At 63.9% G+C, this 16,832-nt stretch carries 20 protein-coding genes; 5 read left to right on the top strand and 15 right to left on the bottom strand.

All coding sequences use genetic code 11. The annotated features are described in order from the left end of the window. Positions 1-18: 18 nt before the first annotated feature. The 7 genes from NCR35_RS02485 to NCR35_RS02455 all read right to left on the bottom strand — a co-directional run bounded on the left by NCR35_RS02485 (position 19) and on the right by NCR35_RS02455 (position 6,123). Positions 19-222, bottom strand: a complete 204-nt coding sequence (locus NCR35_RS02485; RefSeq protein WP_250498945.1) for a DUF2970 domain-containing protein — start codon at positions 220-222, stop codon at positions 19-21. A gap of 5 nt (positions 223-227) precedes the next feature. Then, a complete protein-coding gene (locus NCR35_RS02480; protein ID WP_250532885.1) occupies positions 228-800 on the bottom strand; it encodes a cytochrome c oxidase assembly protein in 573 nt (190 codons plus the stop codon). Between the two features lies 1 nt (position 801). Further along, the gene (locus tag NCR35_RS02475; protein ID WP_250532884.1) at positions 802-942 is read right to left on the bottom strand and encodes a cytochrome oxidase small assembly protein; all 141 of its coding nucleotides are present in this window, start codon (positions 940-942) and stop codon (positions 802-804) included. A gap of 62 nt (positions 943-1,004) precedes the next feature. After that, positions 1,005-2,618, bottom strand: coding sequence for a cytochrome c oxidase subunit I (gene ctaD, locus NCR35_RS02470; protein ID WP_244847766.1), 1,614 nt, complete (start codon positions 2,616-2,618; stop codon positions 1,005-1,007). Between the two features lie 96 nt (positions 2,619-2,714). Then, positions 2,715-4,331: a cytochrome c oxidase subunit II gene (gene coxB / locus NCR35_RS02465; RefSeq protein WP_250532883.1), complete on the bottom strand. Its 1,617-nt coding sequence runs from the start codon at positions 4,329-4,331 to the stop codon at positions 2,715-2,717. 50 nt (positions 4,332-4,381) lie between these two features. Further along, complete coding sequence (locus NCR35_RS02460) at positions 4,382-4,858, bottom strand: DUF2244 domain-containing protein (RefSeq protein WP_244847764.1); 477 nt, start codon at positions 4,856-4,858, stop codon at positions 4,382-4,384. Positions 4,859-5,127: 269 nt separating this feature from the next. Beyond that, positions 5,128-6,123 (bottom strand): methyltransferase domain-containing protein, encoded by a 996-nt coding sequence (locus tag NCR35_RS02455; protein WP_250532882.1) that lies wholly within the window; start codon positions 6,121-6,123, stop codon positions 5,128-5,130. A gap of 117 nt (positions 6,124-6,240) precedes the next feature. Between NCR35_RS02455 and NCR35_RS02450 the strand changes: the two genes are divergently transcribed. Beyond that, positions 6,241-7,014 (top strand): ComF family protein, encoded by a 774-nt coding sequence (locus NCR35_RS02450; protein WP_250532881.1) that lies wholly within the window; start codon positions 6,241-6,243, stop codon positions 7,012-7,014. A 24-nt stretch (positions 7,015-7,038) separates the two neighbouring features. After that, positions 7,039-7,509 carry a tRNA (uridine(34)/cytosine(34)/5-carboxymethylaminomethyluridine(34)-2'-O)-methyltransferase TrmL gene (gene trmL / locus NCR35_RS02445; RefSeq protein WP_250532880.1) on the top strand — a complete coding sequence of 157 codons (471 nt, stop codon included), beginning with the start codon at positions 7,039-7,041 and terminating at the stop codon, positions 7,507-7,509. Here trmL and NCR35_RS02440 read toward each other — a convergent pair. The 5 genes from NCR35_RS02440 to NCR35_RS02420 are packed head-to-tail and all read right to left on the bottom strand — an operon-like array spanning position 7,482 to position 10,285. Further along, positions 7,482-8,012, bottom strand: a complete 531-nt coding sequence (locus tag NCR35_RS02440) for an O-acetyl-ADP-ribose deacetylase (protein WP_250532879.1) — start codon at positions 8,010-8,012, stop codon at positions 7,482-7,484. The two genes, trmL and NCR35_RS02440, sit on opposite strands and share 28 nt — an antisense overlap. 25 nt (positions 8,013-8,037) lie before the next feature. Further along, on the bottom strand, positions 8,038-9,036 hold the full coding sequence (locus NCR35_RS02435; protein WP_250532878.1) for an NAD(P)H-dependent glycerol-3-phosphate dehydrogenase: 999 nt from the start codon (positions 9,034-9,036) through the stop codon (positions 8,038-8,040). A 38-nt stretch (positions 9,037-9,074) separates the two neighbouring features. Continuing rightward, complete coding sequence (gene secB / locus NCR35_RS02430) at positions 9,075-9,545, bottom strand: protein-export chaperone SecB (protein WP_175939231.1); 471 nt, start codon at positions 9,543-9,545, stop codon at positions 9,075-9,077. A gap of 57 nt (positions 9,546-9,602) precedes the next feature. Further along, positions 9,603-9,863: a glutaredoxin 3 gene (gene grxC / locus NCR35_RS02425; RefSeq protein ID WP_175939229.1), complete on the bottom strand. Its 261-nt coding sequence runs from the start codon at positions 9,861-9,863 to the stop codon at positions 9,603-9,605. Then, positions 9,860-10,285 carry a rhodanese-like domain-containing protein gene (locus NCR35_RS02420; protein WP_248321010.1) on the bottom strand — a complete coding sequence of 142 codons (426 nt, stop codon included), beginning with the start codon at positions 10,283-10,285 and terminating at the stop codon, positions 9,860-9,862. Before NCR35_RS02420 ends, grxC begins: the two co-directional genes overlap by 4 nt. 184 nt (positions 10,286-10,469) lie before the next feature. On the opposite strand from NCR35_RS02420, the gene gpmA reads away from it, so the two are divergent. The 3 genes from gpmA (at position 10,470) to NCR35_RS02405 (ending at position 13,874) form a co-directional block, all read left to right on the top strand. Beyond that, a complete protein-coding gene (gpmA, locus tag NCR35_RS02415; protein WP_250532877.1) occupies positions 10,470-11,216 on the top strand; it encodes a 2,3-diphosphoglycerate-dependent phosphoglycerate mutase in 747 nt (248 codons plus the stop codon). 260 nt (positions 11,217-11,476) lie between these two features. Then, positions 11,477-13,060 carry a S41 family peptidase gene (locus tag NCR35_RS02410; RefSeq protein ID WP_244847757.1) on the top strand — a complete coding sequence of 528 codons (1,584 nt, stop codon included), beginning with the start codon at positions 11,477-11,479 and terminating at the stop codon, positions 13,058-13,060. 58 nt (positions 13,061-13,118) lie between these two features. Next, a complete protein-coding gene (locus tag NCR35_RS02405; protein ID WP_250532876.1) occupies positions 13,119-13,874 on the top strand; it encodes a HesA/MoeB/ThiF family protein in 756 nt (251 codons plus the stop codon). Between the two features lie 2 nt (positions 13,875-13,876). Here the strand turns inward: NCR35_RS02405 and ptsP are convergent, their stop codons facing one another. From ptsP to NCR35_RS02390, 3 genes are all read right to left on the bottom strand, one after another. Next, a complete protein-coding gene (ptsP, locus tag NCR35_RS02400; RefSeq protein ID WP_250532875.1) occupies positions 13,877-15,637 on the bottom strand; it encodes a phosphoenolpyruvate--protein phosphotransferase in 1,761 nt (586 codons plus the stop codon). 227 nt (positions 15,638-15,864) lie between these two features. Continuing rightward, positions 15,865-16,134: an HPr family phosphocarrier protein gene (locus NCR35_RS02395; RefSeq protein ID WP_244847754.1), complete on the bottom strand. Its 270-nt coding sequence runs from the start codon at positions 16,132-16,134 to the stop codon at positions 15,865-15,867. A gap of 36 nt (positions 16,135-16,170) precedes the next feature. Continuing rightward, complete coding sequence (locus tag NCR35_RS02390; RefSeq protein WP_244847753.1) at positions 16,171-16,659, bottom strand: PTS sugar transporter subunit IIA; 489 nt, start codon at positions 16,657-16,659, stop codon at positions 16,171-16,173. Between the last annotated feature and the right edge of the window lie 173 nt (positions 16,660-16,832).

Below are 16,832 nucleotides of genomic sequence, written 5' to 3'. Positions count from 1 at the left end.
TGTCGTTTCGCGTCGTGCTTACCGAACCACCGCGCGCACGATCACCAGCAGCACGACGATGAAAAGCGCAGCACCAATCACGCCAGCCGCGATCAGATGCAGCGGATTCAGCTGCGCGGCGTCGTTTTCCAGATCGGCCCGCCGCCGCACGCCGAAGAACGACCAGAACACGGCCTTCACCAGCTTCACGAACCCGCCGCTCTTCTGCGTCTGTCCGTTCATGATGTTCACGTTCCCTTGGCGGCCATTTTCGGCGCGTCGAGCTCGAAAAACGTGTACGACAGCGTGATCGTCTTCACGTCCTTCGGCAGCTTCGGATCGACGACGAACACCACCGGCATGCGCTTCGTTTCGTTCGGCGCGAGCGTCTGCTGGGTGAAACAAAAGCATTCGATCTTCTTGAAAAACTCGGTGGCCTGCTTCGGCGCGTAGCTCGGAATGGCCTGCGCCTTCACCGTGCGCCCCTGCTCGTTCGTCACCTGATACATCACCGTCATCACTTCGCCGGGGTGGATGTCGAGATTCGACTGCTCCGGCTTGAACTGCAGCGGCCCGCGCGCATTCGCATCGAATTCGATGGACACGGTGCGGCTCGCGTCGACCTGCGTGTTCTTCGCCTCGCGCGCGCCGACATCGCGCTGCACGAGATTGTTGATGCCCGTGATCTGGCAGATCGCGCGGTACATCGGCACGAGCGCGAAGCCGAAGCCGAACATCATCGCCGCGACGACGAACAACTTGAGCAGCATCGACCGGTTGAACGAGCGGTCGATTTGTGACTCTTCATGCTGAGTGGACACGTTAGCCTCGCGACAACAGGTATTGCCTGACGACGATACCCAGAAAAAAGACGGCGGCGATCAGCACCATGATGAGGCCGAGCCGCTTGTTGCCCGCGCGGATGTCTTCGCGGGAGCGTCTTTCTTGTGGATTCGGGGCCATGCGTTTCTTGCTCGGGAGTCTATGAGGCTTCGCGAGGAAGCCTCACAGAACGGAGAGACGACTTATTCGACGGTCGGCGGGTTCTCGAACGTATGGAACGGCGCCGGGCTCGGCACGGTCCATTCGAGTCCTTCCGCGCCATCCCACGGCTTGTCGCTGGCCTTTTCATGCTCGCCGCCGCCGCGATACGTCGGCAGTGCGACCGCGAACAGGAAGTACACCTGCGCGAGACCGAAACCGAACGCGCCGATGGTCGCGATCTGGTTGAAGTCCGTGAACTGCGCCGGGTAGTCCGCATAGCGGCGCGGCATGCCCGCGAGACCCAGGAAGTGCATCGGGAAGAACGTGATGTTGAAGAAGATCATCGACGTCCAGAAGTGGATCTTCCCGCGCGTTTCGTTGTACATCCAGCCGGTCCACTTCGGCGACCAGTAGTACCAGCCCGCGAACAGCGCGAAGAGCGAACCGGCCACCAGCACGTAGTGGAAGTGCGCGACCACGTAATACGTGCCGTGCATCTGGATGTCGAGCGGGGCCATCGAAAGGATCAGGCCCGTGAAGCCGCCCATCGTGAACACGAACAGGAAGCCGATCGCGAAGAGCATCGGCGTTTCGAAGGTCAGCGCGCCGCGCCACATCGTCGCGACCCAGTTGAACACCTTCACGCCCGTCGGCACGGCGATCAGCATCGTCGCGTACATGAAGAACAGCTGGCCCGTCACCGGCATGCCGGTGGCGAACATGTGGTGCGCCCACACCATGAACGACAGAATCGCGATCGACGCGGTGGCGTACACCATCGAGCTATAGCCGAAGAGCGGCTTGCGCGAGAACGCCGGGATCACCTGCGACACGATCCCGAACGCCGGCAAGATCATGATGTACACCTCGGGGTGGCCGAAGAACCAGAAGATGTGCTGGTACATGACCGGATCGCCGCCGCCCGCCGCGTTGAAGAACGACGTGCCGAAGTGACGGTCGAACAGCACCATCGTGATGGCGCCTGCCAGAACCGGCATCACGGCGATCAGCAGATACGCGGTGATGAGCCACGTCCACGCGAACATCGGCATCTTCATGAGCGTCATGCCCGGCGCGCGCATGTTCAGGATCGTCACGACGATGTTGATGCCGCCCATGATCGACGACGCGCCCATGATGTGGACCGCGAAAATCGCGAAGTCCATGCCGGGGCCCATCTGCGTCGAGAGCGGCGCGTACAGCGTCCAGCCCGCGGCGGTTGCGCCGCCCGGCACGAAGAACGAGCCGACGAGCAGCACGGCCGCGACCGGCAGCAGCCAGAAGCTGAAGTTGTTCATGCGCGCGAACGCCATGTCCGATGCGCCGATCTGCAGCGGCACCATCCAGTTCGCGAAGCCGACGAACGCCGGCATGATCGCGCCGAACACCATGATGAGGCCGTGCATGGTGGTCAGCTGATTGAAGAACTCGGGGCGCATGATCTGCAGGCCCGGTTCGAACAGTTCAGCGCGAATGCCGAGCGCCATCACGCCCCCGGAGAGGAACATGATGAACGAGAACAGCAGGTACAAGGTACCGATGTCCTTGTGGTTGGTGGCGAAAAGCCACCGGCGCCAACCATGCGGCGTTTCGTGCGCATGGTCGTCGTGCGCGTGGTCGTGACCCGCGACTACATCGTGTCCGATGCTAGACATGACAATCATCTCCTAAAGCGAATACTCGAGGCACTTGGCGTCGCCCGCGTGCTTCTCCGTTGCCTTTGAGCGAAGGAGAAGCGCACGCGAAGCATGTCAAGCAGCCGGACTGATTTCTACGCGGCGTGCTTCTTTCGCATCCGTGCCGCCCGTGACCGACTCGGGCTTCTTCAACACGATGCGTTCGTCCGAGACACCGGCCGCCTTCAGCGCGTCGCGAACGGCTTGCGCGCGCTTCTTGGCGAGGTCCGCGTTCAGGTCGGCCCCGCCGGTTGCATCCGTGAAGCCGGAAAGCGCGATCTTCGCGTCCGGATGCGCCTTCACGTAAGCGGCGGCAGCCTGCACTGCGTTGTTTGCGTCGGCGGGCAGATCGCTCTTGCCCGTTTCGAAGTAGATGCTGGCCGGCAACGCGCCCTGCGCACTCTGCTCGCCGGACGCCGCAGCCGGCGCGCTCGCTTCAGCCGCGCCGCTTGCCGCCGCGCCGCTCGCGGCTTCGCCGCCCGCCGCTGCCGTGTGATCGCCGCCTTCGGGCATCTTGCCGTTGCGCGCGTCCGCGACCTGCTTCGGCTGCAGAACGTCGCCGGTGTGGTTGCCCCACGTGTTGCGTTCGTACGTAACGACCGATGCGATCTCGACGTCGTTGAGCGTCGTCTGCCACGGCGGCATCGCGCCCTTGCCGTGCAGCACGATGTTCACGTGACCGGCGATCGGACCGTTCGCCACCTTGCTGCCGTCGAGCGCCGGGAACTGGCCCGCGCCCTTGCCGGTCGGCTGGTGGCAGACCGCGCAGTTCGACGCGTAGATCTGCGCGCCGCGCGTCTTGAGCTCGTCCATCGTGTAGGTCTTGCTGGGATCGTCGGCCGAAGATGCCATTTTCTTCTTCTGCGTGTCGACCCACTTCGCGTAGTCGTCGGTGGACAGCACTTCCACGACGACCGGCATGTAAGCGTGTTCCTTGCCGCACAGTTCCGTGCAGAAGCCGCGATACGTGCCCACCTTCTCCGCCTTGAACCACGTGTCGCGCACGAAGCCGGGAATCGCGTCCTGCTTCACGCCGAACGCCGGCACGTACCACGAGTGAACGACGTCGTTCGCGGTGGTGATGATGCGGATCTTCTTGTCGACCGGCACGACGAGCGGGTTGTCGACTTCCTGCAGATACGTATCGGAAATCGGCGTCTGGCCGTTGACCTGGCTGCGCGGCGTGGAGAGCGTCGAGAGGAAGCTGATGCCTTCGCCTGGACCCTTCACGTAGTCGTAGCCCCACTTCCACTGGTAGCCCGTGACCTTGACGGTCAGATCGGCGTTGGTGGTGTCCTTCATCGCGACGACGGCCTTCGTGGCCGGCAGCGCCATCAGAATGACGATGATGAACGGCACGATCGTCCAGATGATTTCGACCGTGGTGCTTTCATGGAAGTGCGCGGGCTTGAAACCCTTGGACTTGCGATGCTTGACGACCGAATAGAACATCACCCCGAACACGCCGATGAAAATGACGGTACAGATGATGAGCATGAAGATATGGAGGCCGTAGAGCTCCTCGGCGATCTTCGTCACTGGCTGCTGGAAATTGATTTCATTCACAGCGGGACCGCCAGGACTGTCGTTGACCGCCAGGGCTACGCCGGCATTGAGCAGTGCGCCCGCCGCCAGCACGCCCGAGAGGGCTCGCTTGATTGTTTTCATAGCATCCTTACCCAAAATTTCCATTCAAACCCTCGACCCCGTTGCGCATCGCGCCTGCCACACCCAGTTCCTCCTCAAGCGAGGCGCCTCAGTGACGCCTGCAGTTCGGCAGCAAATTGTTTGCGACGATGCTGTGCAAGGTGTTGTCCGACTCTCACCGACTGCCCGCGCGATACGATCGTGAGCGGTTCCCTCGGCGTCGCGCCCGTTTCGACCCGCACCCAGCGCGGATTGAACTCGAAGCGCGTTAATTCTTCGGCGTTCATCTGTTCGATCAACAACCGGTTCTCAAACAGCCGGATTCGTTCGTAGTCGACGGCGTGTCGCGCATGAATCAGAAACGCGACCGTCACGACCGTCAACTCGACTCCGGTGAACGGCAGCACCAGCCAGGCGCCGTTCAGAAAAAGCGGCGTCGCGACGGCAAGGGAAAAGAGCGCCAGCGACACATAGAAGCCCACGAACTGACGCGGCGACACCGAGCAGTTGCGTTTCATCAGCCAGTCCTTGATGACCGGCTCGGACTCCGTCAGCGTCTGGCTGACCTGCATCGCTGCCTCCATCCATCCGCACACGCAATCACATACTTTTGCTCGGATTTTGCCCAAATTTGTGTCAGTTCAGGCGACAAACTGACGCATTATAGGCGGGTTGGGTGGCATCCACAAGCAAGGGCGCAAACGTCGCAAAGCCAGATGGCACAAGCCTCTGCGCCGAATTGACGCACCTTTTGGCGTGTCCTTCGCGCGCAAATTCATGACATAACACGCACCCTCTTTACCGCCTCGCCGATCTACCTCCCGAACTCCTTTCCGACGCGCTAGCGATTCCTTTTCGGACCGCGTCCGATGTCTTCCAGCCGCACGATTCCATGTCCTTCCGCCGTCGTTCGCGGCACCGCTTTCCACGCGTGACCATAGATCACTTCGAACGTGAGCGGGATCGTGCCGTCGTCGCGGCGCAGCGCGTCGAGCGCCCGATGCACCGCGCCGCGCAAGGCTTCGGCGTCTGCGCGGCCGCTCGCGGCTTCACGCTCGAACGCTTCACGCTGGAACGGATAAGCGCCCCAGCGCGTGACATCCGCGAGCAGCGATTCGGGCGAACGGTAGGTGATCGTCAGCACTTCCTGATCCATCACCGGAATTTCGAAGCCGCTCTCGACCAGCATGTCGCCCAGATCGTGCATGTCGACGAAGTCGATGGTGTGCGGCATCGGCGCGAGTCCGAGCGTGCGTTCGGCTTCGCGATAAGCCGCGGCAAGTTCGCGAAGCGTGTCCGGCCCGAAGGTGCTGAACATCAGCAAGCCGTTGACTTTGAGCACGCGCTGCCATTCCGGAAACGCGAGATCAGGCCGCGAATGCCAGTGCAGCGCGAGGTTCGACCACAGCAATTCGAATGCAGCCGATGCAAACGGCAACGCCGAGAAGTCCGCCTGCGCGAGTTGCGGGCCGCGTGCGCCGAACGCTTTGGCGAGCGTTGCCGGCAACAAGCGCCGCCAGCCCGCGCCGCTTTCCGCTTCCGCGGTCTCGGCCGCGCGCGCACGCGCGAGCATGGCGGAGGAAATATCGACGCCCAGCACGGACGCCTCCGGGAACCGCTCGCGCAAGCGCGGCAGGTCCGCGCCCGCGCCGCAGGCCGCATCGAGGACGCGCGCCGGCGCCACCTTGATGTATTCGAGACGCTCGCGCATGCGGTCCGCGATCTCGCGCGGCAGGAACGCGACGTCGTCGAAAGCGGCGGCGCGACGGTCGAAGATCTCGCGCAAACGGCGCGGATCATAGGCCGGTCGGCCAGTTCTGGGAGACGTTGGGGACATGACGATCAGTTCGCGAAGAGTGCGAAGTATACTCGGTCGTCTTGAAATAGGCCCGGCGCAGCCTTCGCGCGTGCCGTTGCAATCGATCACCCGAGCCCGCCTCACGCGCTTTCAGCCATGTACGTCCTTCGCAATCTGCTGCCGTCTTCGGCGCGCGCCTTCGCCTTTGCGGCCGTGGCGAAGCGCGCGTTCGAACTCGCGCTGCCGAACCAGTGCGCGTTATGCGGCAATGTGTCGCAGCAATTGCTGTGCGCCGGCTGCGATGAGCAGTACTGGAACGAGCCGCGTTTCCGATGCGCGACCTGCGCGATGCCGCTCGCGCCTTCTTATCTGCGACGCGATCGCGATGACGCGCGCGCGCACTGCGCCGCGTGCCTCGAGAATCCGCCCGCGTTCAACGACACGCTCGCCATCGCCGACTATCGCGCGCCGCTCGATACACTGGCGGTCGAATTGAAGTTCCGCGTGCGTCTCGCGGCGGGCGCGGAGTTCGCGCGGCACTTGCACGCGATTTTCGAAGACAGCGGCCTGCCGACGCCCGACGTGATCGTGCCGGTGCCGCTTTCGCGCCAGCGGCTCGTCGAGCGCGGTTACAACCAGGCGTGGGAAATCGCGCGTCCGCTCGCCCGGCGCCTATGCGTGCCGGCCGATCCGATGCTCGTCGCGCGCACCATCCATACCGCACAGCAGTCGCGGCTGGATGCCGATACGCGCAGGCGCAATGTCGCGTCGGCTTTCGTCGTCGAGGGCGATGTTCGTGGCAAACATATCGGCGTCGTGGACGACGTGATGACATCGGGCGCCACGCTCGATGCCCTCGCCCGCACGCTCAAGCTCGCAGGCGCGCGGCGCGTGACGAACTTCGTCGCGCTGCGCACCCCGAAAGACTAACCCCGTAGCCAAGCACTGCCATCCATGTTCAACGTCGTACTGGTCGAACCCGAAATCCCGCCGAATACCGGCAACGTCATCCGCCTGTGCGCGAACACGGGCGCGCGGCTGCATCTGATCGAGCCGCTCGGCTTTCCGCTCGACGACGCCAAGATGCGCCGCGCCGGTCTCGACTATCACGAGTACGCCGAAATGAACGTCCACGCGAACTGGGATGCGTTCATCGCGAAGGAATCGCCCGACGCCACGCGCATGTTCGCGTTCACCACACGCGGCTCGACGCCGTTCTTCGATTATGCGTTCAAGCCCGGCGACTGGTTCGTGTTCGGCGCGGAGACGCGCGGCCTCTCGGCGGAATTGCTGGAGCGCTTTCCGACCGACCAGCGCGTGCGGCTGCCGATGCGTCCCGGCAATCGCAGCCTGAATCTGTCGAACACGGTGGCCATCGTGACGTTCGAAGCGTGGCGTCAGTCGGGTTTCGAGGGCGGCGCGTGAGCGTCCAGTTCGGCGCGATAGAGCGCGAGCATGCCGTCGCTGAAGCACGCGAAGACGACGTGCTCGACTGAAGGTGCGAGCGGCAAGGTCTCGATGACCGTCGACACGGCGATCTTCGCCGCGTCCTCGACAGGAAAGCGATAGATGCCGCAGCTAATGGCCGGAAACGCGATGGACGCGCACTGCGCATCGGCGGCGAGTTCAAGCGAACGCCGGTAGCAGTTCGCGAGCAACTGTGCCTCGTTGCGTTTGCCGCCGCTCCATCGCGGACCGACCGCATGGATCACGTGCTTCGCGGGAAGATCGTAGGCGCCGGTGATCTTGGCGTCGCCGGTTTCGCAGCCGCCTAGCGTTTCGCACTCCCGCAAGAGACCTTTGCCCGCCTTGCGATGAATCGCGCCATCGACGCCGCCGCCGCCCAGCAGCGATTTGTTCGCCGCGTTGACGATGGCATCGACATGAAGCGTCGTGATGTCGGCGAGAACGGCTTCGAGCTTCGCCATGCGCGTCTCCGAGAGAAACGTCGCGCTATTCCGCCTTCGAATCGCGGCTGAGCAGCGCCTGCACCGCGTCGCGCGGCGCGACGTTTTCGAAGAGCACGCGGCATACCGCGTGCGTGATCGGCATGTCGATTCCATGCGACTGCGCGAGCGACAGCACCGCGCGGGCGCAGCGCACGCCTTCGGCCACATGACCGAGCGCGGCGAGAATCTCGTCGAGCGTGCGGCCGGACGCGAGTTGCACGCCGACCGTACGGTTGCGCGACAGATCGCCGGTGGCGGTCAGGATTAGATCGCCAAGACCGGTGAGGCCGGTGAACGTCTCCGCGCGACCGCCCAGCGCGACGCCGAGCCGCGACATTTCCGCGAGCCCGCGCGTGATGAGCGCGGCGCGGGCGTTCAGACCGAGGCCGAGGCCATCGGAGATGCCGGTGGCGATCGCGAGCACGTTCTTCACCGCGCCGCCCACTTCGACGCCGATTACATCGTCGCCCGTATAGATGCGCATCGCGCCGTGGTGAAACGCGGCGACCGTCTGCGCGCACAGTTGCGCCGATGCGCTCGCCACCGTCAGCGCGACCGGCAGGCCGAGCCCCACTTCCCGCGCGAAGCTCGGTCCAGAAAGCGTGCCGTTGCTGCGATGCGTGGGCAGTTCCGCCGCGACGACCTCGTTCGGCAGACATTGCGTGTCCGCCTCGAAGCCTTTGCACAGCCAGACGATATGCGCCGGGACAACGCCCGCCTGCCGCATCGCACGGCATAGCGCACGCAGACCGGCGACGGGCGTGGCGACCACGCAAAGCGCATCGGGCGCGGCGGCATGCGCGAGCGCCGCGTCGAAATTCGCTTCGAACGAAAGCGCGCGCGGCAACGCAACGCCCGCCAGATAGCGCGTGTTTTCGTGCGACGAAGAGAGAGATTCGATGAGCGCGGCGTCGCGTGCCCAAAGCAGGGTGTCGTGCCGCGTCGCGAGGTGGCCCGCCAATGCGGTGCCCCACGCGCCGGCGCCGAGAACGGCTACTTTCATGCTCGGCTCCGGTTCGGCAGAGTCAGTGCGGGTGACGCTCAGTGCGTCGCGCCGTTCGCCGCGCCTTCCTGCGCGCTCGCGAGCTGGGCGATGCGCTGTTCGTACAGCGCCTGGAAGTTGATTTCCGCCAGGTGGATCGGCGGGAAGCCCGCGCGCGTGATCGCGTCGGCGATGTTCGAGCGCAAGTACGGGAACAGAATGGTCGGGCACGCAATGCCGACGAGCGGATCGATCTGCTCGGCGGGGATGTTGCGAATGTCGAAGATGCCGGCTTGCTTGGCTTCGATCAGGAACGCGACCTTGTCGGCGACCTTCGCCGTGACCGTGCCGGTGACCAGGACTTCGAACACGCTTTCCGCGAGACGGTCGGCCTTCACGTCGACTTCGACCTCAACCGACGGCATTTCCTGTTCGAGGAAAATGGCGGGCGAGTTCGGCTGCTCGAGCGACATATCCTTCAGGTAAATGCGCTGGATGTTGAAAAACGGCTGGTTGTTCTCGTCGGACATAGTGATTTCCTAGGTAAATCAATTGCCCGGCGCGTGGCCGGGCAGCGTGTGGTGATGTCAGGCCGACTCGAGCAGCGGCACGAGACCACCCTTGCGGTCGAGCGCCGAAAGATCGTCGTAACCGCCGACGTGCGTGTCGCCGATATAAACCTGCGGCACGGTGCGGCGCCCGGTGCGCTGCATCATCTCCTCGCGGCGCCCCGGCTCACGGTCGATCAGCACCTTCTCGATGGTTTCGACCCCGCGGGACTTTAAAAGACGTTCGGCCATCTGGCAATACGGACACACTTGCGTGCTGTACATGACGACTTTTTTCACTTGACGGCTCCTTGTTTCACGACCGGCATTCCTGCCTTCTGCCAGGCATCAACCCCGCCTTGCAAGACGTGGACCTCAGCGTAGCCGGCTTCCGACACGGCACGGCTGGCACGCTGCGACTGTTGACCGGTCTGGCAGACAAGCACGACCGGATTGCTCTTATTCTTCGCGATCTGGCCGATTTTTGCTTGAAGCTCCGACGCCTCGATGTTTCGGGCGGACGGCAAGTGTCCCTTCGCGAACTCCGCAGCCGGCCGCAAGTCCACGACGACGGCGTTGCGACGGTTGATGAGCGTGGTGGCTTCCGCAGCGGAGACGCCGCCGCGACCGCGTCGAGTGATGGCCGGCCAAAGCAGCAGCGCGCCGGAAACGAGCGCAATGACGATGAGTGCAATATTCGAGTAATCGGTGAAGAACTTCACGTCTAGGGCCGCCGAAAGATAGTGGAGAAGGGAGAAAGAGAAATGAGGGCAATCCGAGCATTATAAAATATCCCTTTCCCGCGATGGCCTAGGCCATCCGGCCGATGGCGGCACTCCACGCGTGAGGGCAGGATGGCGGAGTGCGATCGGGCACCCGATTTCTCAACTGACCGACCTATCAAACATGTACAAGCTAGTGCTCATCCGCCACGGCGAATCGACGTGGAACAAGGAAAACCGGTTCACCGGCTGGGTCGACGTGGATCTCACCGAACAGGGCAACCGCGAGGCGCGCCAGGCAGGCGTGCTGCTGCGCGAGGCCGGCTACACGTTCGATATCGCGTACACCTCGGTGCTCAAGCGCGCCATTCGCACGCTGTGGCACGTGCAGGACGAAATGGACCTGATGTATATCCCGGTCGTCCATTCGTGGCGCCTGAACGAGCGCCACTACGGCGCGCTCGCCGGTCTCAACAAGGCCGAGACCGCGAAGAAGTACGGCGACGAACAGGTTCTCATCTGGCGCCGCAGCTACGACACGCCGCCGCCCGCGCTCGATCCGAACGACGAGCGCGCGTCCTTCAACGATCCGCGCTATGCCAAGGTTCCCCGCGAGCAACTGCCGCTCACCGAATGCCTGAAAGACACGGTCGCGCGCGTGCTGCCGGTGTGGAACGAGTCCATCGCGCCGGCCATCAAGGCGGGCAAACAGGTGCTGATCGCCGCTCACGGCAACTCCATGCGCGCGCTCGTGAAATATCTGGACGATATTTCCGACGCGGACATCGTCGGGCTCAACATTCCGAACGGCGTGCCGCTCGTCTATGAACTCGACGAAAACCTGAAGCCGATCAAGCACTACTACCTCGGCGACGCAGACGCCATTGCTGCGGCGCAAGCTGCCGTCGCGAAGCAGGGCAAGGCGGGCTAAAGCGCGCATTAGCGCCGGAGTTGGCGTTTGGCGGGCGTCGCCTGGCGGCGCCCGTTTCGCATCCGAACGCCCCGGATGGCGCGTGCCTGACCGCGCGCCGTCGCCGCCGACAGGCGCGCGCTTCGCCCGCAGCGAGCCAGCGCTGTCGCGGCACAAAGCGCCCGGGCATTTAAGTTGCGTTTAAGTCGCCTTCGAAAGCGAGCGGGTATACTGGCCCGTCACCCACGATGCAGCCCATTCGATTCCGCACGCACTCCTCTATGCGAAAGAACCTGAAAAACTTCAGCCTGATCGCCGCAGGCGTTGCTGTCGGCGCTCTCGCAACCCTGCAGATTTCCGCGTCCGCTCAGCAAGCCGCATCGTCACCGCTTCCGCTCGATCAACTGCGGCTCTTCGCCGAAGTGTTCGGGCAGATCAAGCACGAATACGTCGAGCCCGTCGACGACAAGAAGCTGCTCACCGCCGCGATCAAGGGCATGGTGTCGAGCCTCGATCCGCACTCGTCGTATCTCGACAAGACGGACTACGAAGAGCTTCAGGAACAGACCAAGGGCCGCTTCGCGGGCCTGGGCATCGAGATTTCGTCGGAAGACGGGCTCATCAAGGTCATCTCGCCGATCGAAGACACGCCGGCGTTCCGCGCCGGCATCCGCCCGGGCGACCTCATTACGCGCATCAACGACAAGCCGGTGCGCGGCATGACGCTCGACAAGGCCGTGAAGCAAATGCGCGGCGAACCGGGCACCAAGGTCACGCTCACCATCTTCCGCAAGAGCGACGACCGCACGTTCCCGCTCACCGTCACGCGTGCGCTGATCCGCGTGCAGTCGGTCAAGATGAAGGTGCCGGAGCCGGGTTATGGCTATGTCCGCATCACGAGCTTCCAGGAGCGCACCGTGCCGGATCTCGCGGCGAAGCTGCAAGACCTCGCGCGCCAGCAGCCGAACCTGAAGGGCCTCGTGCTCGACCTGCGCAATAACGGCGGCGGTCTGCTGCAGAGCGCGGTCGGTGTGGCGGGCGCGTTCCTGCCGGATAACGCGGTCGTCGTCTCGACGAATGGACAAATCGCGGACGCCAAGCAGACGTTCCGCGATACCTACGACAACTATCGCCTGCCTTCCTTCGATTCGGATCCGCTGAAGAACGTGCCGGACATCTTCAAAAAGGTGCCGATGGTCGTGCTGACCAACGCGTATTCGGCTTCCGCTTCGGAGATCGTCGCGGGCGCGCTGCAGGATCATCATCGCGCGCTGATCGTCGGCAAGACGACGTTCGGCAAGGGCTCGGTGCAGACGGTTCGTCCGATGACCGCCGACACCGCGCTGCGTTTGACGACGGCGTATTACTACACGCCGAGCGGCAAGTCGATCCAGAATCAGGGCGTGCGCCCGGACGTGCCGGTCGATCAGTACGCGGACGGCGATCCGGACGACGCGCTCGTGACCCGCGAAGTGGATTATTCGAATCACCTCGCGAACACGCAGGATCCGAACGAGAAGAAGGAACAGGAGCAGCGCGAGCAGGATCGTCTGGACCAACTGCGTCTGCTGGAAGAGCAGAACGACAAGAAGACGCCCGAGCAGCGCCGCAAGGACCGCGACCGCAAGCCGGTGGAGTTCGGCAGCAACGACGACTTCATGCTCCAGCAGGCGCTGAACAAGCTGGAAGGCAAGACGGTCGTCGAGTCGAAGTCCTTCAGCGAGCGCAAGCTCGCGCAGAACAAGCCGGCGCGTTCCGCATCGGCGCCGGTGGTGGCTCAGCCGGCATTGCCCGCGACGCCGGGTTCGTCGCCGGCATCGGGCGCGGCGCCGGCTTCGTCGCCTACGGCGCAGCAGTCGAAGTAATCGTGGTCCAGGGCTTCGCGGCGGTGAGCCGCGAAGCTCGTGCAGCACGTCCAGGCCGATGAACGACGACCAACTCCTCCGCTATTCCCGTCACATTCTCGTCGATGAAATCGGCATCGAAGCGCAGCAGCGTTTCCTCGATGCGCACACGATCATCGTCGGCGCGGGCGGACTAGGCGCGCCGGCGGCGATGTATCTGGCCGCGGCGGGCGTCGGCAAGCTCACGCTCGTCGATGCCGATACCGTCGACCTCACGAACCTCCAGCGCCAGGTCGTCCATGCGACGCAATCGGTCGGTCAACCGAAAGTGGAATCCGCGCGACAGACGCTGCTCGCGCTGAACTCGGACATCGAAATCCAGGCGATCAACGCCCGCGCCGACGCGGCGTGGCTCGACGCGAACGTGCCGCACGCGAGCGTCGTGCTGGACTGCAGCGACAACTTCGCCACGCGCCATGCGATCAACGCCGCGTGCGTCGCGCATGCCGTGCCGCTCGTGTCGGGCGCGGCCTTGCGCTTCGACGGACAAATCAGCACATTCGACTTTCGCTCGCCCGCGTCGCCCTGCTACGCATGCGTGTTTCCGCCGGACCAGGCATTCGAGGAAGTCGCGTGCTCGACGATGGGCGTCTTTTCGCCGACAGTCGGCATCATCGGCGCGATGCAGGCGGCCGAAGCCCTGCGCGTGATCGGCGGCTTCGGCGAAACGCTCGCTGGCCGGCTGATGATGCTCGACTCGCTGCGCATGGAATGGAACACGATGAAGATCGCGCGGCAGCCGGATTGCCCGGTCTGCGGCGCGCGTCATCTCTAAAGCTAGGCTTTCTGCAAACGCGCGAGCGCAGCCTGAAGCTCGGCGGGCTCGTAAGCGGCGAGCACGTCCGCAACCGGCTTCTCCAGCGCCTTCAGATTCGATCGCAAGATCTCCTGCTTCACGACGAGCAATTGGCTCGGATGCATCGAGAACTCGGTGAGGCCCAGTCCCAGCAACAGGCGCGTGACGGACGGATCGCCCGCCATTTCGCCGCACACCGAGACCGGCACGCCCGCGCGCTTCGCCTCGCGCAGGGTCAGCGCGATCAGATGCAGCACCGCCGGATGCAGCGGATCGTAAAGATGCGCGACGGAGTTGTCCGCGCGGTCGATCGCGAGCGTGTACTGGATCAAATCGTTCGTGCCGATCGACAGGAAATCGAGCCGGCTCAAGAACAGCCGAACCGCGATGGCCGCTGCGGGAATCTCGATCATCGCGCCGATCTGCACCTTGCGGTCGTAGGCGATGCCCGCGTCGTCGAGCTGGCGCTTCGCTTCGCGGATCAAGTCGAGCGTCTGATCGATCTCCTGCGCGTGCGCCAGCATCGGAATCAGAATCTTCGTCGGGCCGAACGCCGACGCGCGCAGAATCGCGCGAAGTTGCGTCACGAACATTTGCGGCTCCGACAGGCTCCAGCGAATCGCGCGCAGGCCGAGCGCCGGGTTCGGCGCGGTTTCGTAGCCGTCGCCGCCGGTCATCGAATCGAGCGGCTTGTCCGCGCCCACGTCGATGGTACGGATCGTCACCGGCTTGCCGTTCATCAGCTCGATCGCGCGCTTGTACGCCTCGAACTGCTCTTCCTCCTCCGGCAGCCGGTCCTTGTGATTCATGAACAGGAACTCGGTGCGAAAGAGGCCGACGCCCATCGCGCCCGCGTCGACTGCCACTTGCGCGTCGTCCGGCAATTCGATGTTCGCGCATAGCTCTATCTTCGTCCCGCACAGCGTCTGCGTCGGCGAAAACTTGAGGCGCTGGAGCTTGCGCTGCTCCAGCAGCTTTTCGCTTTGCCGATACGAATATTCTTCGAGAACGATGGGCGCCGGATCGACGATCACGATGCCATGATCGCCGTCCACGATGATGAGATCGTTCTGGCGAATCAGCGCGCTCGCCTGCTGCACGCCGACCGACGCCGGAATGCCGAGGCTGCGAGCGACGATCGCCGTATGCGACGTGCGCCCGCCGAGATCGGTCACGAAGCCCTTGAATGCCTGCGTCTTGAACTGGAGCATGTCGGCGGGCGCGATATCGTGCGCGACCACGATCATTTCGTTGTGTCCGTTGCTCGCGGCCGTGTGCACGACGAGCGACGCGGCCGTCGGCGCGCCCGCCAGCGCCTTCAGCAGGCGCTCGACGACTTGCTGAATGTCCGCCTTGCGCTCGCGCAGGTATTCGTCTTCGATGTCGTCGAAGTAGCTGCCCAGAATTTCGAGTTGCTCGGTGAGCGCCCATTCGACGTTGTACCGGCGCGCGCGAATCAGGTCGATGGTCTCCTGCACGAGCATGGCGTCGTTCAGGATCATCGTGTGGACGTCGATGAACGCGCCCATTTCGGTGGGCGCGTCGGCGGCGAGGTCTTCCCGCAGTGCCTGGAGTTCCTGCGCGACGGCGGCCTGCGCCGCATGAAAACGCGCGATTTCCGCGTCGATCTGATCCGGCTCGATCAGATAATGGGCGACGTCGAGCGCGGCCGGCGCAATGAGATACGCTCGCCCGATGGCGATGCCTCGTGATACGGGAATTCCATGCAGCGTGAAGGACACGCGCACCTCCTCTAGTTGTGATGTATCCGCAGTCTGAGAGACCCGCGGCGGGCGCTTGGCCGCACAGGCAATTATAAGTTCGAACTATTCGAAAGTCCCTGCGCGGCCTGTCGCGGCGGGAGCGAGACGATTGCGCCGCGTTACCGCGCAACCGAATGAAGCGGACGCAAAAAAGCCGCGTCGATGCGCGGCTTTTCGTTGCATGAATGCGCTTCCCGATGACGCGCTTACTGCCCTTCTCCGAACTTGTCGGCGATCAGGCCGAGTATCGCCTGCATGGCTTCGGCTTCGTCCGGGCCTTCGGTTTCGATCGTCACCGTGCTGCCGATGCCCGCTGCCAGCATCATCACGCCCATGATGCTTTTCGCGTTGATGCGGCGGCCGTTGCGGCTCATCCAGATTTCGGACTGATAGCTGCCGGCGAGTTGCGTGAGCTTCGCGGATGCCCGCGCGTGCAGCCCGAGCTTGTTCACGATGGTTGTTTCTTGTTGCTGCATGATGCTCCGAAACGCGAGTGGATGAGGGAGGCGGCGTCAGTGGCTCGCGGCTTTCGCAGCGGCGAGATCGGCGCTCGCGGAACACGCGGGGTCCGGCGAGCCGGCCACTTTCGTTGCGAGCGCGCAGGGATTGAGCGGCGTGGACGAATCCAGTTCCTGAATGCCCTTGGAGCCGCCTTGCAGAATCTTTTCCGTGAGCGTGTCGAGCGGCGTGGCGCGGTAGCAGACGGCGCGCACGAGCATCGGCAGATTGACGCCCGCGAGCACGCGCACGTCGGCTTCAGCGAGGCTCGCCGCGATGTTCGCGGGCGTCGCGCCGAAGACATCGGTGAGCACAATGGCGCCGTTTTCTTCCTTCAGGCGGTCGATTTCCGAGCGGGCGAATGCCCGGACCTCGACGGGATCGCAGTCGGCGGTCACGTCGATCACGCCGATGCGCGCGGGCAAGCCGCCGTAGATATGAGCGACGCACTCACGAAGCGCGGTGGCGAATGGTGCGTGCGCGATGATCAGAATGCCAGCCATGTCGGGATTGCTACCTCTGTAGCGACGAATACGTCAGAGATCGCTCGAAAACGCGCGAGCGTCGCGTGCTACAGGCCATATATGCATCCGGCCGGCCGGGAAATCAACCGGCGGCGCGGGCGGCCTTCCCGTCGTGCCGGCTCGCTGAAGCTGTTCCAGCCCCAGTTCGCAAG

The sequence above is a fragment of the Caballeronia sp. AZ10_KS36 genome, assembly GCF_023631105.1.
Lineage (GTDB): Bacteria > Pseudomonadota > Gammaproteobacteria > Burkholderiales > Burkholderiaceae > Caballeronia.
Note: the sequence above shows the minus strand (reverse complement) of the source record. Positions and strands in the feature narration are given on the sequence as shown.

Coding starts and splice junctions, on each gene's coding strand:
- coxB (WP_250532883.1), bottom strand. CDS start 4,331: ATGGAAATTTTGGGTAAGGATGCTATGAAAACAATCAAGCGAGCCCTC.
- trmL (WP_250532880.1), top strand. CDS start 7,039: ATGTTCAACGTCGTACTGGTCGAACCCGAAATCCCGCCGAATACCGGC.
- ctaD (WP_244847766.1), bottom strand. CDS start 2,618: ATGTCTAGCATCGGACACGATGTAGTCGCGGGTCACGACCACGCGCAC.
- NCR35_RS02475 (WP_250532884.1), bottom strand. CDS start 942: ATGGCCCCGAATCCACAAGAAAGACGCTCCCGCGAAGACATCCGCGCG.
- NCR35_RS02485 (WP_250498945.1), bottom strand. CDS start 222: ATGAACGGACAGACGCAGAAGAGCGGCGGGTTCGTGAAGCTGGTGAAG.
- NCR35_RS02395 (WP_244847754.1), bottom strand. CDS start 16,134: ATGCAGCAACAAGAAACAACCATCGTGAACAAGCTCGGGCTGCACGCG.
- NCR35_RS02440 (WP_250532879.1), bottom strand. CDS start 8,012: ATGGCGAAGCTCGAAGCCGTTCTCGCCGACATCACGACGCTTCATGTC.
- NCR35_RS02390 (WP_244847753.1), bottom strand. CDS start 16,659: ATGGCTGGCATTCTGATCATCGCGCACGCACCATTCGCCACCGCGCTT.
- secB (WP_175939231.1), bottom strand. CDS start 9,545: ATGTCCGACGAGAACAACCAGCCGTTTTTCAACATCCAGCGCATTTAC.
- gpmA (WP_250532877.1), top strand. CDS start 10,470: ATGTACAAGCTAGTGCTCATCCGCCACGGCGAATCGACGTGGAACAAG.
- NCR35_RS02450 (WP_250532881.1), top strand. CDS start 6,241: ATGTACGTCCTTCGCAATCTGCTGCCGTCTTCGGCGCGCGCCTTCGCC.
- NCR35_RS02410 (WP_244847757.1), top strand. CDS start 11,477: ATGCGAAAGAACCTGAAAAACTTCAGCCTGATCGCCGCAGGCGTTGCT.
- NCR35_RS02460 (WP_244847764.1), bottom strand. CDS start 4,858: ATGCAGGTCAGCCAGACGCTGACGGAGTCCGAGCCGGTCATCAAGGAC.
- NCR35_RS02405 (WP_250532876.1), top strand. CDS start 13,119: ATGAACGACGACCAACTCCTCCGCTATTCCCGTCACATTCTCGTCGAT.
- NCR35_RS02455 (WP_250532882.1), bottom strand. CDS start 6,123: ATGTCCCCAACGTCTCCCAGAACTGGCCGACCGGCCTATGATCCGCGC.
- NCR35_RS02435 (WP_250532878.1), bottom strand. CDS start 9,036: ATGAAAGTAGCCGTTCTCGGCGCCGGCGCGTGGGGCACCGCATTGGCG.